The organism is Microbulbifer sp. CnH-101-G, from assembly GCF_052466775.1.
On sequence record NZ_CP174292.1, the window covers coordinates 3,884,651 to 3,899,674 of the forward strand.

Below are 15,024 nucleotides of genomic sequence, written 5' to 3' on the forward strand. Positions count from 1 at the left end.
AAAACGGCCAAGCCCTCTCGAGCTTGGCCGTCAATTCCCTTTGACTGTACTACTCCAGGATAAATTTACTTCGCAGCAAGATTGCTCAGGGCATTCAGCTTGCGAACGTCAGTAGCAATTTTCTGGCGTTTCTCTTGGGGCAGCGGGATCATACCTTTGTCAGTCAGGTAACCTTCATCACCCCAGGCGCGCTCATTGGTGAACTCTGCCAGGAACTGCTTGATACCCGGTACTACGTCGGCATGTGCTTTCTTCACATAAATAAACAGCGGGCGGGAAACCGGGTAGCTCTGATCTGCGATAGAGTCGAAAGTCGGAGCCTGTCCTTCGATCAAAGAGCCTTGTACTTTATCGGCATTCTGGTCGAGGAAGCTGAAACCAAAGATGCCCAGGGCATTCGAATTGGCAACCAACTTGTTAACGATCAGGTTATCGTTCTCACCGGCTTCAACATAAGCGCCGTCTTCACGAACGTTGTGACAGATCGCCTTGTAAGCGCTCTTGTCTTTTTTCTTCATGGCTGCGATCCAATCGAACTTCTTACAGCCACCTTCCATTGCCAGCTCCGCGAAGGCGTCACGTGTACCGGAAGTGGGGGGCGGACCCAGAACTTCGATTTTGGTGTTGGGCAGCGCTGGGTTCACGTCTTTCCAGGTCTTGTAAGGGTTGGCAACCAGAGTCTCGGAGCCGTTCGGGTTCGGAACTTCTTTTGCCAAAGCCAGGAAAATATCCTTACGGGAAAGCTTGAAAGGAGTCGCTTTCTTAGCATTCGCCAGCACGATGCCGTCGTAACCAATCTGCACTTCCACAACATCGACGCCGTTGCCGTTACACATCTCCAACTCAGACTGCTTAATGCGGCGAGAGGCACCGGTAATGTCCGCAGTGCTTTCACCAACGCCCTGGCAGAACAGCTTCATGCCGCCGCCAGTACCTGTGGATTCGACTACCGGAGTTTTGAACTGGGTAGCGCGGCTGAAACGCTCCGCCACAGTGGTGGTAAATGGGTAAACAGTGGAGGAACCAACAACGCTGATGTAGTCGCGCGCCGCCAGAGCCACCTGAGAAGTGGCGAGGGTCAATGCCGCCAAGGAAGTAGCCAGAATTCGCTTGTTCATGTGTAACTCCGATGAGTGTTTTTTATTTCACGCGGCGATGCTAGGAAGAACGGATGACGATTCTATGAATAAAACATGACAAAAAGATTACAACCTGAAATTTGCCCCGCTGGTGCCCGGGCAGGCAAAGCGGTAACCTGCATGCAAACGAGATAACAATAAGATGTAAAGAGAGAAGCCCCCATGCTATTTCTGATGCGTGGAGCGCGTGCACTGGAGAGTCTGTCCAGTCGCACCGGCCACCTGCTCGCCTGGTTTACCTGGGCCATGGTCCTACTGCAATCTTGCGTCGTAGCCCTACGCCACCTGTTTGACAGTGGCTCTATCGCGCTACAGGAATCCGTGATCTATCTACACGGTGCCGCCTTCATGCTGGGGCTGGCCTATGCCCTACAAACCGACGCCCATGTGCGTGTCGATGTCTTCTATCGGCGAATGGGTCCCAAGAGCAAGGCTTGGGTTAACGCTGTCGGCTTTCTCTTATTTCTGCTGCCACTCTGTACCTTTATGTTACTGGGCAGCTGGCATTTCGTTTTGAACAGTTGGTCAGTGCTTGAGGAGAGCGCCAATGCCGGCGGCCTTCCCGGTGTTTTCCTACTGAAAAGCCTGATTCCCCTCGCGGCAATAACTCTTGGTCTCGCGGGCAGCGCCCAATTTCTACGCGCTTTATTACAGCTGATGGAGGTTTCCAGCCCGGCGAGCGAGGCTGTGGCGAAACCACACCTCCTCAAACAAGTGGAGGAAGCCGAAGCATGATCGAGCTGATACCACTACTGATGTTTGCCGCCGTCTGTGGGCTGTTGATGTTCGGCTACCCGGTGGCCTTCACCCTCGCCGGTACAGCCCTAATCACCGCCGGCCTGGGTATCGTGTATGGCGTTTTCGATGCAGAACTACTGCGCGCCTTCCCCGACCGCCTCTACGGCATTATGCAAAACGGCACCCTGGTAGCCGTACCACTCTTTGTCCTAATGGGAGTGATTCTCGAGAGAGCCAAGATCGCCGAAGACTTACTGGTCAATCTGACCAAAGTATTTATGGGTGCACCGGCGGGTATGGCCATCTCCGTGGTAGTGGTCGGCGCACTTCTGGCCGCCAGCACCGGTATTGTGGGCGCCACCGTGGTGACGATGGGATTGATGTCCCTGCCCACCATGTTGAAACAGGGCTACTCTCCCAAGCTCGCCACCGGCACTATCTGTGCCACCGGCACCCTCGGGCAAATCATCCCTCCATCAATTGCACTGGTTCTACTTGGGGATACTCTCTCCAACGCCTACCAACAGGCACAGCTATCCGCGGGTATTTTTAATCCGAAGCCGGTCAGCGTTGGTGATCTGTTTATCGGCGCGATTATCCCTGGCCTAATGTTGGTTGCAGCCTACATTGTTTACCTATTGTTCGTGGCACGCCGTCCTCCGAGTAAGGCCGAGACCGCGCAGCGTCAACATCTGGAAGTTTGGCCGCTACTGAGTAGCCTTTTTCCTCCTATTACTCTGATGCTATTAGTGCTGGGTTCCATTATTACCGGTGCCGCAACGCCTACAGAAGCCGCCGCCGTAGGCGCCCTGGGCGCAGGATTACTCGCTTACCGTCGCAGCGCTCTGCAGTGGACACAGGCGGGGGAGGTGGGTCGCAGCACTCTACAAGTAAGCGCGATGGTGTTTGCCATCCTAATTGGCGCTTCTCTGTTTTCCCTGGTCTTCCGCGGTTACGGCGGTGAAGAGTTAGTCACCAACATTTTCCACAACCTGCCCGGTGGTGTTGTCGGCGCAACTCTTTTGGTGATGCTGGTAATTTTCCTGCTCGGTTTTATTCTCGACTTTATCGAGATCACCTTTGTGGTGGTGCCCATCGTCGGGCCGGTACTGCTGGCAATGGGCTTAGATCCGGTATGGCTGGGTATCATGATCGCGATCAATTTGCAGACTTCTTTCCTTACGCCACCCTTTGGCTTTGCGTTGTTTTATCTTCGCGGTGTTGCGCCAAGTTCAGTGGCCACTTCCGCTATCTATCGTGGCGTCATGCCATTTATCGCTATTCAGCTGCTGATATTGTGCCTCCTGGCTCTTTGGCCTGCTCTGGTGACTTGGCTGCCAGGGTTATTAACCGGTTAACACCGTGTATTGCCAAAGGATTAGAGGAAGCTTTTACAAAGGATGCTGGTCATTTACTGGACAATTTGTGCTAGAATGCGCCACCTTCCCTCAGGTGGAAACCAATAACTCTAACAATCTGTGAGTAGTCGATGTCCGCACTTTCAGCCCTTGATGAAAACCCGCAACCAACAGGCACGCTTACCCTGCAAACCCTGGCTATGCCCCGTGATACCAACCCCCAGGGAGACGTATTCGCCGGTTGGCTGATGTCGCAAATGGACCTTGCCGGTGCAATCCTGGCTCAGAGCATCGCACGCGGTAGGGTAACTACCGTCGCGGTTGGCAGTATGGTGTTTTTACGTCCGGTACCGGTTGGCTCTACGGTCAGCTGCTATGCAGAAGCTATCGAGGTGGGGCGCTCCTCCATCAGGACAATGGTTGAGGTATGGCTGACGCGGGTAGATTCCGGTGAGCAGGTGAAGGTCACCGAAGGTGAGTTTGTTTTTGTCGCTATTGACGATAGAGGGCATACCAGGCCGCTGCCCTGAAACGACTTGCCAAACTATTCCGGGAAACTGCCTTAAGCCAGTTTCCCTTCTATATGTTAATTTTGCCTTTTACTACTGTTTCTTGCTTTCTCCATCCAGCTCTCGCGCCTGGTAATAAGCCTCTTCACTAATCTGGTGATAGGGCCGCACATCTCGCTCAAAGTCCTTAAAAGCTTTATAGATACGCGCAAATTCCGGGTCTTTGTTTGCAGTCGCCTGCATAATCTGCGTATTGATTTTCTTCAGATGTGAAAGTACATCATCTGGCAGGCGCCTAACCTTTACCCCGTGTGTTTCCACCAGCTCTCGCAGGGCGCGGTTATTACGCGCGGTGTACTCATCCAACATATCCTGATTTGCTTCACGGGCTGCGACCCGCACAATGACTTGCAGGTCTTTGGGTAATTTCTCAAAGGTTTTCTTGTTGACGATAAATTCCATCATTGAGCCGGGCTCATGCCAACCTGGGTAGTAGTAATATTCGGCAACCTGGTGGAAACCAAAAGCGAGATCGTTGTAAGGGCCGACCCATTCCGTCGCATCGATTACACCCGTTTGCAACGCGGTATAGAGTTCACCACCGGGAATAGTCACAGCGGTACCGCCGGCCCGATTTAAAACTTCACCTCCCAGGCCGGGAATACGCATTTTTAGGCCCTGCAAATCCTCAACGGAATTAATCGGCTTATTAAACCAACCCGCCATCTGTACCCCGGTGGAGCCTCCGGCCAGGGGGATCAGATTAAACGGTTCATAAATCTCCGTCCAAAGCTCTAAACCGCCACCATGATGCAGCCAGCCATTCATTTCCTGGGCGTTTAAGCCAAAAGGCACTGCGGTAAAAAACTGGGCCGCTGGAATCTTGCCTTTCCAATAATAGGCAGCACCGTGTCCCATCTGTGCAGCGCCCTCAGATACCGCGCCAAAAATACCCAGTGCTGGCACCAGCTCGCCCGCACCATAAACATTTATTTTGAGACGGCCGGAGGACATCTTCTCAACATTTTTTGCGAAGCGTTCCGGTGCCTGGCCGAGGCCGGGAAAATTTTTTGGCCAGGTAGTGACCAACTTCCACTCGAACAATTCTTTGTTGTCCGTATCAGAAAAGTGTTGTGCAGGCCCCTGTGCCGCACGGGAAGTGACCAATGCGGCAAAGGTAATAACCAGCAGGGCGATGAGGCCCAAAATAATAGCGGGGTACCAGTTAACTTTTTTCATCGCTTTTAATTATCTTTTTTATTTTATGGCGTTGATCATCGATTAATGATCTTTTTAAATATTCGATATCTTGGAAAAAACCAAAACCACTGTAGAAAGATCTCTTTTATGTGGCCCGGTTTTTACCAAAGCTAGCGATCTATAGAGGCTGCAACTTAGCCATAGCCACCACCAGCCATTTACTACCGGCATCATCGAAATTGACCTGCACCCGCGCACGTGGACCATTGCCTTCGAACTGTACTACGGTGCCTTCGCCAAACCTTGCGTGCTCCACTCGACCGCCCAGGGCCAGTGGTGGCAGGTCATCAAAGTCCGGGGCCGGGTCGGAAAACTGACCCACTTTACCGTAGTCCGCCTGATAGAGCGGTCGGGAAATTTCAGTCTTCAAGCGTACTTCGTGCACTAGGTTTGCAGGAATCTCACCGATAAAGCGGAGACGGGCTGTTATAGGTCTCGCTGCCAAACAGGCGACGATTTTCCGCATAGGTGATGTACAACTTGCGCATGGCTCGGGTAATACCCACATAGCAGAGGCGTCGCTCTTCCTCCATGCGGCCAGGCTCCTGTGCAGACATCTTGTGCGGGAACAGGTTTTCCTCCACACCCGCCATAAATACCAGGGGAAACTCCAGACCCTTGGCGGAGTGTAGGGTCATCAGCTGGACTGCATCCTCAAACTCATCCGCCTGGCCTTCACCGGCATCGAGGGCGGCACTGTCGAGGAACTGGTTGAGCAGGGGAATCTCCTCCTCACCTTCCTCGCCCTCGGGCAGGTCCACGCCGGCAAAGGAGCGACAAGCAGTCACTAGCTCCTGCAAGTTTTCCACCCGGGTCTGGCCCTTCTCACCTTTTTCTTTGCCGTGGAATTCCAGCAGGCCGCTGGTCTCGATCACATCCTCGGCAATGGCGTCCAGCTCTTTATCTTCGGCATTTGCAGCCAGCTGGTTGATCAGATCCAGGAAGCTCTGCAGGGCGTTGCCGGCGCGCGCGGCCAGAACCCGCTGTTGCAACATCAGCTTGGCCGCCTGCCATAGGGAGCAGCCCTGCTCGCGAGCAAAGGAGCGCACCATCTCCACCGTGCGCGCACCGATACCGCGCGTGGGGGTATTCACCACCCGCTCAAAGGCGGTGTCATCATTGCGGTTGCTGATCAGGCGCAGATAGGAAAGGGCATTTTTGATTTCCAGGCGGTCGTAGAAACGCTGGCCGCCGTAAATACGGTAAGGCACTTGCTCGCGCAGCAGGCCCTCTTCAAGTACCCGAGATTGGGCATTGGAGCGGTAGAGAATAGCAATGCTGTCACGGCGGTTGCCATCGCGCACCCAGTCATTGATACGCTCGACAATAAAGCGCGATTCGTCCTGCTCGTTATAGGCGGCGTAGACGGCGATGGGCTCTCCCTCATCGCCCTTAGTCCACAGCTCCTTACCCAGACGGCCGCTGTTATTGGCGATCACCGCGTTAGCCGCGTTCAAAATGGTGGAGGTGGAGCGATAATTTTGCTCCAGTCGCACCGTCTGCACTTCGCGCAAGTCTGTGGAAAAGTGCTGGATGTTCTCTATTTTGGCGCCGCGCCAGCCGTAAATGGACTGGTCATCATCCCCCACGGCGGTGATGTGGCACTCCTCACCGGCAAGCAGGCGCAGCCAGGCGTATTGTATGGTGTTGGTATCCTGGAACTCATCCACCAGGATAAAGGGGAAACGCCGACGGTAGTGGGCGAGAATAGCGTCATTATTCAGCCAGAGCTCGTGGGCACGCAGCAGCAGTTCCCCAAAATCCACCAATCCGCCGCGCTGACAGGCCTCTTCATAGGCTAAGTAGATGCGCACCATGGTCTGCTGCCAGGGATCGGCACCTGCATTGATATATTGCGGGCGCAGGCCTTCGTCTTTCTGCGCACCAATCCACCACTGGGTCTCCCGCGGTGGCCACTTCTTATCGTCCAGGCCCAGATCTGTCTGCACCCGCTTGATCAAACGCAGCTGGTCGTCGGAATCCAGAATCTGGAAGTTTTGCGGCAACTTGGCCTCTTGCCAGTGGGCCTTGAGTAGCCGGTGGGCCAAACCGTGGAAGGTGCCCACCCACATACCGAAGGTATTCACCCCCAGCAGTTCCTCAATTCTTGCGCGCATCTCGCGGGCGGCCTTGTTGGTGAAGGTCACCGCCATAATGGAGTAGGGCGAGGCGCCCTCCACCTGCATCAGCCAGGCAATACGGTGCACCAGCACGCGGGTCTTGCCCGAGCCGGCACCGGCCAGAACCAATTGATTGCCTGGCGCAGCAGCTACCGCTTCGCGCTGGGCGTCGTTGAGGGGGTCTAAAATCTGAGATACGTCCATGGGCGAAGATTGTACCAGAGCTGCTGTGCGAGACCTGTGTAAATAAACAGGATTTTGCCCCGGCTGACAATGCCAAGCCGCTCGCCAGCAGAGGGCGCAGCGGCTAAACTGCGGCATCTGGCATAGAGAAGGTAGTCCTGTGAAACCGGCGGAAGTCACGCAAAAAATCAGCGAACAGCTGTCATCCATGCGCAAATCTGAGCGCAAGGTGGCGGAGTATATTCTCGCCAACCCCGACGAAATCATTCATATGCGTATCGTCGATTTGGCCACAGAGGCCCAAGTGAGCGAGCCCACCGTGGTGCGCTTTTGCCGTGCAGTGGGTTGTTCCGGCTTTCAGGAATTTAAGCTGAATCTGGCACAGCAACTAGCTTCAAGCCCCAGTTTCGGCCAAATTGCGGTGACTGAGACCGACACTATCGCCGAGTACAAACGCAAAGTATTCGACTCCACCGTAGATACCCTACTGAAGGTGCGCGATCGCATCGACGACCGCGCCCTGGAAGCCGCAGTGACCGCCATTGCCGCTTCCAAACGGGTTGAATTCTTTGGCTTCGGCGCCTCCGGTGCGGTAGCCGCCGATGCCCAGCACAAGTTCTTCCGCCTGCAGCTGGCCACCGCAGCCCACTCGGATCATCACATCCAGAATATGTCGGCCATGTCCATGCAGCCGGGCGATATCGTGGTGGCGATCTCGCAAAGCGGACGCACCAAGGCATTGCTGCGCTCCATGGGCATGGCGAAAGAGCAGGGCGCCCTAGTAGTTGGCCTGGCACCAAGCGGTTCACCGGTGGCACAGCAGGCCAGTATCCCGCTGGAAGTCGATGTGGAAGAGGATATCGAGATCTATACGCCGCTGTCCTCGCGGATCGCCCACCTGGTGGTGATCGATGTACTCGCCATTGGCGTTGCCCAGCGCAAAGGCCCCCAGTTGCAGGAACATTTATTGAAACTCAAACAGGGCCTGTACACATTGCGGGAAGACAAGCATTGAGGGAGCGGAATGCGGCACTAGATAAGGTGTCGCGCCCCCTCTAGCGTGCCTGCTGTATTCAGCAATCTATTGTCACCGCCAACAAGAGCCCTCAAATCGTCCCAGAGCAATTCCATGACATCCACTGCTTTATCCGCTGAGCAAAAGGCACCACGCTGGTTGGTGGTATGGCTGGCGGCTCTGGTCTCCCTGACGCCGTTTTCCATCGACAGCTACTTGCCGGCCATACCGGCCATGGCCGGGGCGTTGGATACGGAGGTTGCGCGGGTTCAATACTCGGTTTCCAGTTTTTTATTGGGCTTCGCTCTCGGCCAGCTCTTCGGCGGGCCGCTCTCGGACCGCTGGGGAAGACGGTTGGTAGGCACTATCGGCCTGTGTATTTACATCGTCAGTTCGCTGCTGATCCTGTTTGCCGATCATGTCGACCAATTGATCATCCTGCGTTTTCTGCAGGCAGTAGGTGGTGGTTTTGCTACGGTAATTTGCGCGGCCATTGTGCGCGATCTGCACAGTGGGCGTGAGGCCGCCAAAATTATCTCCATGATCAGCACTATCATGCTGATCGCCCCCCTGATTGCCCCGGTTATAGGCTCGCTGCTGCTGACGCTGGGAGGCTGGCAAAGTATTTTTGTGTTTCTGTTGCTGTACGCTATCGCCATGCTAGTACTGGTGCGCTTACTGCTACCGGAAACTGTTTCGCGCTTCACACGCGCACGACGCCAGTTGATGCCACTGGCCTCACTGGTCTCCACCTATGGCCAGGTTTTACGTAACCGCCGCGCCCTCGGGTTTCTCGCTACTCAGGCCTGCGTTAGTGGCTCGATGTTTATCTACATCACCACCGCGCCCTTTGTATTTATGGATTACTTCAATGTCAGTCCCAGCCACTTCCCGCTGTTTTTTGGCACCTGTATTTTGGGGCTGATCTGTATGGTGCAGGTCAATATCCGCCTGCTCAACCTGTTCCAGCCACGCAATATTTTGCTGATCGGCGTTACCTTGCAAATGCTCGGCTGTGGCTTGTTGTTACTGGGTACTATGACGGGAATCAGAGAGTTAATCCTGTGGATGGTGCCGCTGGTGCTGGTGATGAGCTGTATCGGGATAACCGGGCCCAACGCAGCCGCCTGTTACCTGGAGTTTTTCCCCAAGATCAGTGGCAGCGCTAACGCCCTCTATGGAGCGACAATATTTATCACCGGCGGTGTGCTCGGCGGGCTGGTGAGTAGTCTGCACACAGGCACACTGGTTCCCATCGCCGGGTCCATGTTCGCCTGCGCCGTGGTAGCCCTGTTTTCCTCACTGGTCATCGCTCAGGCGCGCAACCCAATAGAGTCGGATATACCGATTACCAGGCGCATCACTCCGCGCTGATACATACCTGCGAAATCAGGCTGCCTGGCTTTTTTCTTCTCGCAGAGCCTGCTGAACCGCCGGGCGCGTTTCCATACGCTGCTGAAAATCCTGCAGCCGGGGCCAGCGCGACATATCGAAATGCAGAGCCTTGAGCCAGCGGATAATGACATAGAGGTAGGTATCCGCCACAGATAGGGCGTCCCCCAGAAGGAAATCGCTCTGCAACTGCTCTTCGACATAATCCATCCGACGCAGAATCTTTTCTTGAGCCTTTTTCTTTTCCTCCTCCGAGCCATTCCAAAACAATGGCAGGAAACATTTATGGACTTCTGCACTGAGGAAATTTAGCCACTCCAACATGCGGTAGTGATCCAGGGTGCCCACCGGTGGTGCCAAGTTGGCGTCGGGCTTTTGCTCGGCGAGAAACTGCATGATTGCGGCACCCTCGGTGAGTAACTCACCCCCCTCTAACTGAAGGGCTGGCACATAGCCTTTGGGGTTGACCCTGTGGAAGTCATCGCCGTTTTCCAGGGTATGGGTCTTCAGATCCACTTTGCAAAGATCCAGATCAATGCCCGCCTCTAGGGCGACAATATGCGGGGATAGGGAGCAGGCTCCAGGCGCGTAGAAGAGTTTCACGATGATCCTCCTGAATGGATAGCGCGGCAACAGGCAGTATAGGTGCGCTTTTGCAAAGTGCTCGGCACAGGCGCCGAATAGGATCGACCAATGCCTGAAATAACCTCGGTAAGCCGCGAATCCCGCCCTAACCCATTCAGTCTATTTGGCGCTATTTTTTGCGAATCCAGTGATCCAGACTGAAGCAACCGGCCCCGGCACAGGCGAGGATCAGGAAGCCTCCGGCGATGGTGATGTTCTTCATAAAGCTCGTCATTTCCCCAGGATCACCGGGGGAATAATGCACCATCCAGGCACTGGCCAGGCAGAAAAGAAAAAGGATCACCGCGGAGAAGCGGGTAAAGAACCCCAGTAATATCGCCAGCCCTCCAAGCAACTCCACAATAATCACCAGGGGAAGCAGTAGCGCGGGTATCCCCATGGACACCATAAAGGCCTCGGTCATTTTGTAACCGCCTATTTTGTTCCACCCTGCAAAAATAAATATCAGGGACATCAACACCCGCCCGACCAGTTTGGAGGTATCACATAACAATGGATGATTTGCCACGACTTCCTCTCTTGCACTTTTGCATTTGGTTTTACCAGATGCCTCCAGTGTAGTTGGGAAGCTACGCCTGAATGGAGGCGATGCCGAAAGCAATGAATTCAACGGAGAGAAACTTGCTCCGCAATTGATAGTCAGACGAACCAGAAATAATCGAATGGCAGTTTCGGCAGGCGCGAAAAAGCTGTTGTGGATATAAATCAAAAATGCGGTTGTGCCGCACCGAGGAGCCGTTACAATTGCGCGCCCCCAACCAGGGCGCAACCGGCGGTATCCACACCAGACACCCCTGTGCCCAGAGCCCTGTCAGGGAAACTCGAGCGGGCCCCTGCGCGACTACAATAACGGCACGCTCAGCAACTGATAATTTCGCCCCCCAAAAAGCGCTGTAAACCGCTGCTTTTGAGGGCTGGGCAGAGCCCCGCAAATCTTATCCCCTGGAGTCCACGCACGGCATGGAAGTCTATTACACCTTTTGTTTTCTTGCCGCGGTGTCGGTCTTTCTCGGCTTCCTAAACCAGTATGTGCTGCGCGCACAAACCACCATTGCAATCACGGCTGGAGCCCTGGCGCTGTCACTCATTGTTACCGGCCTGGGCAAATTGGGGGTGGTGGAGTTGCGCACTTGGGCAGACCAGTTGCTGCCGTTGCTCAATCTGGAGGATATCCTGCTCAAAGGGATGCTGGGTTTCCTGCTCTTCGCCGGCAGTTTGCATATCGACCTGTTGGAACTGCGCAACCAAAAATTGGAAATTGGCCTACTGGCGATCGTCGGCACCCTGATTTCCACTTTTGTGGTGGGTGCCCTGCTGTACTGGTTCCTGATGTTGATCAACATGCCGGTGGCTTTTGTCTACTGCCTGTTATTCGGTGCGCTAATCTCCCCCACCGACCCCATCGCCGTGCTGGCCATCATGAAAAACCTCAAAGCGCCTGAGCAGGTTTCTATCCAGGTGGAGGGGGAATCCCTGTTCAACGATGGCTTTGGCATCGTGGTGTTTGCAGTAATTTATGCCGTGGCTTTCGAGGGAGGCCAGCCAACGGTTCCAGCAGTGGCAGAATTGTTCGCACTGGAAGCGGTCGGTGGTATTTTGCTCGGCCTGATTATCGGTGGACTGTTTCACTGGTTGATCTGCTGCACCGATGACCACAGCCTGGAACTGTTACTCACCCTGGTCATTCCCACTGCGGGATTCTCACTGGCCAATATCCTCGGTGTCTCCGGCGCCCTGGCAATGGTGGTAAGCGGCATTATCATCGGGAACTTCACCCGCGAGCGCGGCTTTTCCCGGGTGAGCCAGCACGAACTGGATAACTTCTGGAATATCACCGAAGACTTCCTCAACGGCTTGCTATTCCTTTTGGTGGGACTGTTCCTGATTACCATCGATTTGCGCCCGGCGGACTACTTGTTGATGGTTGCAGGCATTGTGATCGTGCTGCTGGCACGGGTAATGGCGGTGGGAGTGCCCTTCCTGTATTTAAAAAGGCGACGTCGCTATCACCCCTATACCAACCGGATACTGATCTGGGGTGGCCTCAAAGGTGGCCTGGCCCTGGCTCTGGCAATGTCTATTCCCTCGGGCAGCGCTTACGTTCAGGGGCAGGATCTGCGTTACCTGTGGGTGGTCATGACCTATGGCGTGGTGCTCTTTTCTATTGTGATACAGGGCTCTACCATAGCGCCATTAATACGCCGCAGCCGCGAATTTGCCGAACCGGAAAGCGCGTCCGCCAGCGATCAGCAACACACCGTAAAATAGCGATAATCGATTGATGGAACACTCAAACTTCCTTGTTGAAGCGGTCATATTTATGGGCGCCGCGGTTATCGCCGTGCCTATTGCCACACGTTTGGGGTTGGGTTCCGTACTCGGATACCTGCTCGCCGGAGTGGCTATAGGGCCCAGCGCATTGGGCCTGGTAGGGGATGCCAGCGACGAAATGCATGTGGCTGAATTCGGCGTAGCGCTGATGCTGTTTTTGATTGGCCTGGAAATGCAGCCTAAAAAGTTGTGGCAAATGCGTGGCGCCATTCTCGGCACCGGCAGCGCCCAACTGCTTCTAACCGCCGCCGCCGTAGCCGGTATAGCGCTGTGGTTTTTCAATATGGGTTGGCCCACGGCTGTGGCAATCGGCTTGATTCTGGCCCTGTCATCCACCGCCATTGTATTGCAGTCACTCAGTGAGAAAGGACTCCTCAAGACTCAGGGCGGACGCAGTGCCTTTGCGGTGCTATTGCTACAGGATATCGCTGTAATTCCCATTCTCGCCCTGCTGCCATTGCTCGCGGGCACTACCGCCGAGTCCCACGCTGGCGATTTGGAGGGCTGGGGGTATGCCGCTGCGGTTATCGGCACCATTGCCGCTTTCGCCATCACCGGTCGCTACCTATTGGGCCCTCTGTTGCGTCTGGTCGCCGGCAGCCAAGTGCGCGAAATGTTTACTGTTACTGCCTTGTTAATTGTCTTCGGTGCAGCAGCAGTAATGAGCTGGCTTGATCTCTCGCCCGCTCTCGGCACCTTCCTAGCCGGGGTCCTATTGGCGGAAAGTGAGTTTCGCCACGAGCTGGAAGCGGATATTGAACCCTTCAAAGGGTTGCTGCTGGGGCTTTTCTTTATCGCCGTGGGCGCCAGTCTAAACTTCGCGCAAATCGCACAAAATCCGTTACTGTTGTTCGGCCTGGTGGTAGCGCTGGTATTGGTGAAGTTTGCCGTTCTATTTCTGCTGGCGCGTTTTTTACGTATGTCCAAAGGGGAAGACTGGCTGTTCGCTCTATCCCTGGCTCAGGCAGGGGAGTTTGGCTTTGTACTGGTGTCTTTTTCCATTCAAATCCAGGTGCTCGATGCCGAGGCGAGCAGCCTGCTGGTGGCATTAATTGCCCTGACAATGGCGCTCACACCGATATTACTGCTGGTATTTGAAAGGTTTATCCAACCGCGTTTCCTAATCGGCCCTGAAGTCCCACAGGCAGTCGAGCACGAACCACCAATGGATTCCAATTCACCGGTCATCATTATCGGTTATGGTCGCTTCGGCCAGATCACCGGACGCCTGCTCAATGCCTGCGGTTTTAGCACCACCCTGTTGGAGCGCAACGCCGAACAGCTGGATCTGGTGCGTCGCTATGGCATTGAGGCCTATTACGGCGATGCCACGCGGGAAGATCTGTTGCGCGCCGCCGGTGCCGCCAATGCGCGCCTGGTGATTCTCACCTTGAGCGACCAAGCCGCGTCCCTGGAGATTGTCGCGCAGCTGCAAAAACACTTCCCACACCTGAAGATTCTCGCGCGGGCACGCAGCCGTATGCATCAATACGCACTGATGGAGGCCGGAGTAAAATATATTTTCCGCGAGACCATAGACCCGGCCCTGGCAATTGGTGAGAAGGCCCTGGAGCTTCTGGGACTCACTCCCCTACAAGCCCGCCGCGCAGCACGTAAATTTAAACAGCACGACCAGCGTATGCTGGAGGCTCTTTTCCCCTACTGGCGCGACGAGGCGCAGCACATCGCCCAGAGTCGTATTTATCGCGAACAGCTCCTGCAGGCCCTGCAGGAAGACCGTCGCGACAAGGATCTGCATTTAGATCATTACTGGGAAGAAGCCAAACTGGAAACAGAAAAACCCTAGAGAATTTTGGCTGTGCCAATAAAGACTCTTAAACACTTAACATCAGCAAAAATCTGTTAAGTAAAACCATGTATTGGCAGAGAATATTCTCAGCGACTCGGATTTAATCGCTACCTATTGGCCAGCATCAACGGGATTGTGATCGAGTACAGCGATCACAGCCCGGCCTGGTGTGAGAGTTTCGCTCACATGGCCCTTTCCGCATAAATCTTTGGCCAATAAAATATCACCGGCTCTAAAAGTATGCTGCTCACCGGAACTCGTGGTTATTTTTACCTCTCCGGCCAAGTAAAAAATAAACTGCGCTCGTGGCGCGCAGTGCCAATCAAACACCCGATGCTCATCAAATTCACGAAAAAATAATTGTCGCACCTGAAAGGGTTCAGAATAATCTCCAAGAGGTTCGTGGATTTTGGATGCTATTTTTTGCTTTTTAAAGGTGGATACACCATCCACACTCAGCAGCTCTATATATTCCATATATCTACACCTGAATCGCGATCATTGATCTATATAAGCCATAGAAA

Annotated in this window: 13 protein-coding genes and 1 pseudogene; 7 read left to right on the forward strand and 7 right to left on the reverse strand. The window is 54.4% G+C overall.

What is annotated here, in order from left to right:
• Nucleotides 1-65 precede the first annotated feature (65 nt).
• Entirely contained in the window at nucleotides 66-1,118 is a 1,053-nt protein-coding gene (locus ACJJID_RS17255) for a PstS family phosphate ABC transporter substrate-binding protein (protein ID WP_444920529.1), read from the reverse strand.
• Nucleotides 1,119-1,301: 183 nt separating this feature from the next.
• Between ACJJID_RS17255 and ACJJID_RS17260 the strand changes: the two genes are divergently transcribed.
• From ACJJID_RS17260 to ACJJID_RS17270, 3 genes are all read left to right on the forward strand, one after another.
• Nucleotides 1,302-1,874 (forward strand): TRAP transporter small permease subunit, encoded by a 573-nt coding sequence (locus ACJJID_RS17260; protein ID WP_444920530.1) that lies wholly within the window; start codon nucleotides 1,302-1,304, stop codon nucleotides 1,872-1,874.
• Entirely contained in the window at nucleotides 1,871-3,235 is a 1,365-nt protein-coding gene (locus ACJJID_RS17265; RefSeq protein ID WP_444920531.1) for a TRAP transporter large permease, read from the forward strand. The genes ACJJID_RS17260 and ACJJID_RS17265 overlap by 4 nt, the downstream gene beginning before the upstream one ends.
• Before the next feature lie 131 nt (nucleotides 3,236-3,366).
• A complete protein-coding gene (locus ACJJID_RS17270) occupies nucleotides 3,367-3,765 on the forward strand; it encodes an acyl-CoA thioesterase (protein WP_152455932.1) in 399 nt (132 codons plus the stop codon).
• A gap of 72 nt (nucleotides 3,766-3,837) precedes the next feature.
• Here ACJJID_RS17270 and ACJJID_RS17275 read toward each other — a convergent pair whose 3' ends face one another.
• Both ACJJID_RS17275 and uvrD read right to left on the reverse strand, forming a co-directional pair.
• On the reverse strand, nucleotides 3,838-4,983 hold the full coding sequence (locus ACJJID_RS17275) for a TRAP transporter substrate-binding protein (protein WP_444920532.1): 1,146 nt from the start codon (nucleotides 4,981-4,983) through the stop codon (nucleotides 3,838-3,840).
• Nucleotides 4,984-5,122: 139 nt separating this feature from the next.
• Nucleotides 5,123-7,328 (reverse strand): annotated as a pseudogene (gene uvrD / locus ACJJID_RS17280) (DNA helicase II).
• A gap of 139 nt (nucleotides 7,329-7,467) precedes the next feature.
• Between uvrD and hexR the strand changes: the two are divergent.
• A complete protein-coding gene (gene hexR / locus ACJJID_RS17285) occupies nucleotides 7,468-8,322 on the forward strand; it encodes a transcriptional regulator HexR (RefSeq protein ID WP_152455943.1) in 855 nt (284 codons plus the stop codon).
• Between the two features lie 114 nt (nucleotides 8,323-8,436).
• A complete protein-coding gene (locus tag ACJJID_RS17290) occupies nucleotides 8,437-9,696 on the forward strand; it encodes a multidrug effflux MFS transporter (protein ID WP_444920533.1) in 1,260 nt (419 codons plus the stop codon).
• Nucleotides 9,697-9,711: 15 nt separating this feature from the next.
• Here the strand turns inward: ACJJID_RS17290 and gstA are convergent, their stop codons facing one another.
• The 3 genes from gstA to ACJJID_RS17305 form a co-directional block, all read right to left on the reverse strand.
• Nucleotides 9,712-10,317: a glutathione transferase GstA gene (gene gstA / locus ACJJID_RS17295; RefSeq protein ID WP_444920534.1), complete on the reverse strand. Its 606-nt coding sequence runs from the start codon at nucleotides 10,315-10,317 to the stop codon at nucleotides 9,712-9,714.
• 151 nt (nucleotides 10,318-10,468) lie between these two features.
• Complete coding sequence (locus tag ACJJID_RS17300; RefSeq protein ID WP_444920535.1) at nucleotides 10,469-10,867, reverse strand: DoxX family protein; 399 nt, start codon at nucleotides 10,865-10,867, stop codon at nucleotides 10,469-10,471.
• Between the two features lie 61 nt (nucleotides 10,868-10,928).
• The gene (locus tag ACJJID_RS17305) at nucleotides 10,929-11,291 is read right to left on the reverse strand and encodes a hypothetical protein (protein WP_444920536.1); all 363 of its coding nucleotides are present in this window, start codon (nucleotides 11,289-11,291) and stop codon (nucleotides 10,929-10,931) included.
• A gap of 28 nt (nucleotides 11,292-11,319) precedes the next feature.
• Between ACJJID_RS17305 and ACJJID_RS17310 the strand changes: the two genes are divergently transcribed.
• On the forward strand, nucleotides 11,320-12,627 hold the full coding sequence (locus ACJJID_RS17310; protein ID WP_444920537.1) for a cation:proton antiporter: 1,308 nt from the start codon (nucleotides 11,320-11,322) through the stop codon (nucleotides 12,625-12,627).
• A gap of 13 nt (nucleotides 12,628-12,640) precedes the next feature.
• Nucleotides 12,641-14,497, forward strand: a complete 1,857-nt coding sequence (locus ACJJID_RS17315) for a monovalent cation:proton antiporter-2 (CPA2) family protein (protein ID WP_444920538.1) — start codon at nucleotides 12,641-12,643, stop codon at nucleotides 14,495-14,497.
• A 114-nt stretch (nucleotides 14,498-14,611) separates the two neighbouring features.
• On the opposite strand, the gene ACJJID_RS17320 is transcribed toward ACJJID_RS17315, so the two are convergent.
• Nucleotides 14,612-14,977 carry a cupin domain-containing protein gene (locus tag ACJJID_RS17320; protein WP_444920539.1) on the reverse strand — a complete coding sequence of 122 codons (366 nt, stop codon included), beginning with the start codon at nucleotides 14,975-14,977 and terminating at the stop codon, nucleotides 14,612-14,614.
• Between the last annotated feature and the right edge of the window lie 47 nt (nucleotides 14,978-15,024).

Coding starts and splice junctions, on each gene's coding strand:
- ACJJID_RS17255 (WP_444920529.1), bottom strand. CDS start 1,118: ATGAACAAGCGAATTCTGGCTACTTCCTTGGCGGCATTGACCCTCGCC.
- ACJJID_RS17260 (WP_444920530.1), top strand. CDS start 1,302: ATGCTATTTCTGATGCGTGGAGCGCGTGCACTGGAGAGTCTGTCCAGT.
- ACJJID_RS17265 (WP_444920531.1), top strand. CDS start 1,871: ATGATCGAGCTGATACCACTACTGATGTTTGCCGCCGTCTGTGGGCTG.
- ACJJID_RS17270 (WP_152455932.1), top strand. CDS start 3,367: ATGTCCGCACTTTCAGCCCTTGATGAAAACCCGCAACCAACAGGCACG.
- ACJJID_RS17275 (WP_444920532.1), bottom strand. CDS start 4,983: ATGAAAAAAGTTAACTGGTACCCCGCTATTATTTTGGGCCTCATCGCC.
- ACJJID_RS17290 (WP_444920533.1), top strand. CDS start 8,437: ATGACATCCACTGCTTTATCCGCTGAGCAAAAGGCACCACGCTGGTTG.
- ACJJID_RS17310 (WP_444920537.1), top strand. CDS start 11,320: ATGGAAGTCTATTACACCTTTTGTTTTCTTGCCGCGGTGTCGGTCTTT.
- ACJJID_RS17315 (WP_444920538.1), top strand. CDS start 12,641: ATGGAACACTCAAACTTCCTTGTTGAAGCGGTCATATTTATGGGCGCC.
- ACJJID_RS17320 (WP_444920539.1), bottom strand. CDS start 14,977: ATGGAATATATAGAGCTGCTGAGTGTGGATGGTGTATCCACCTTTAAA.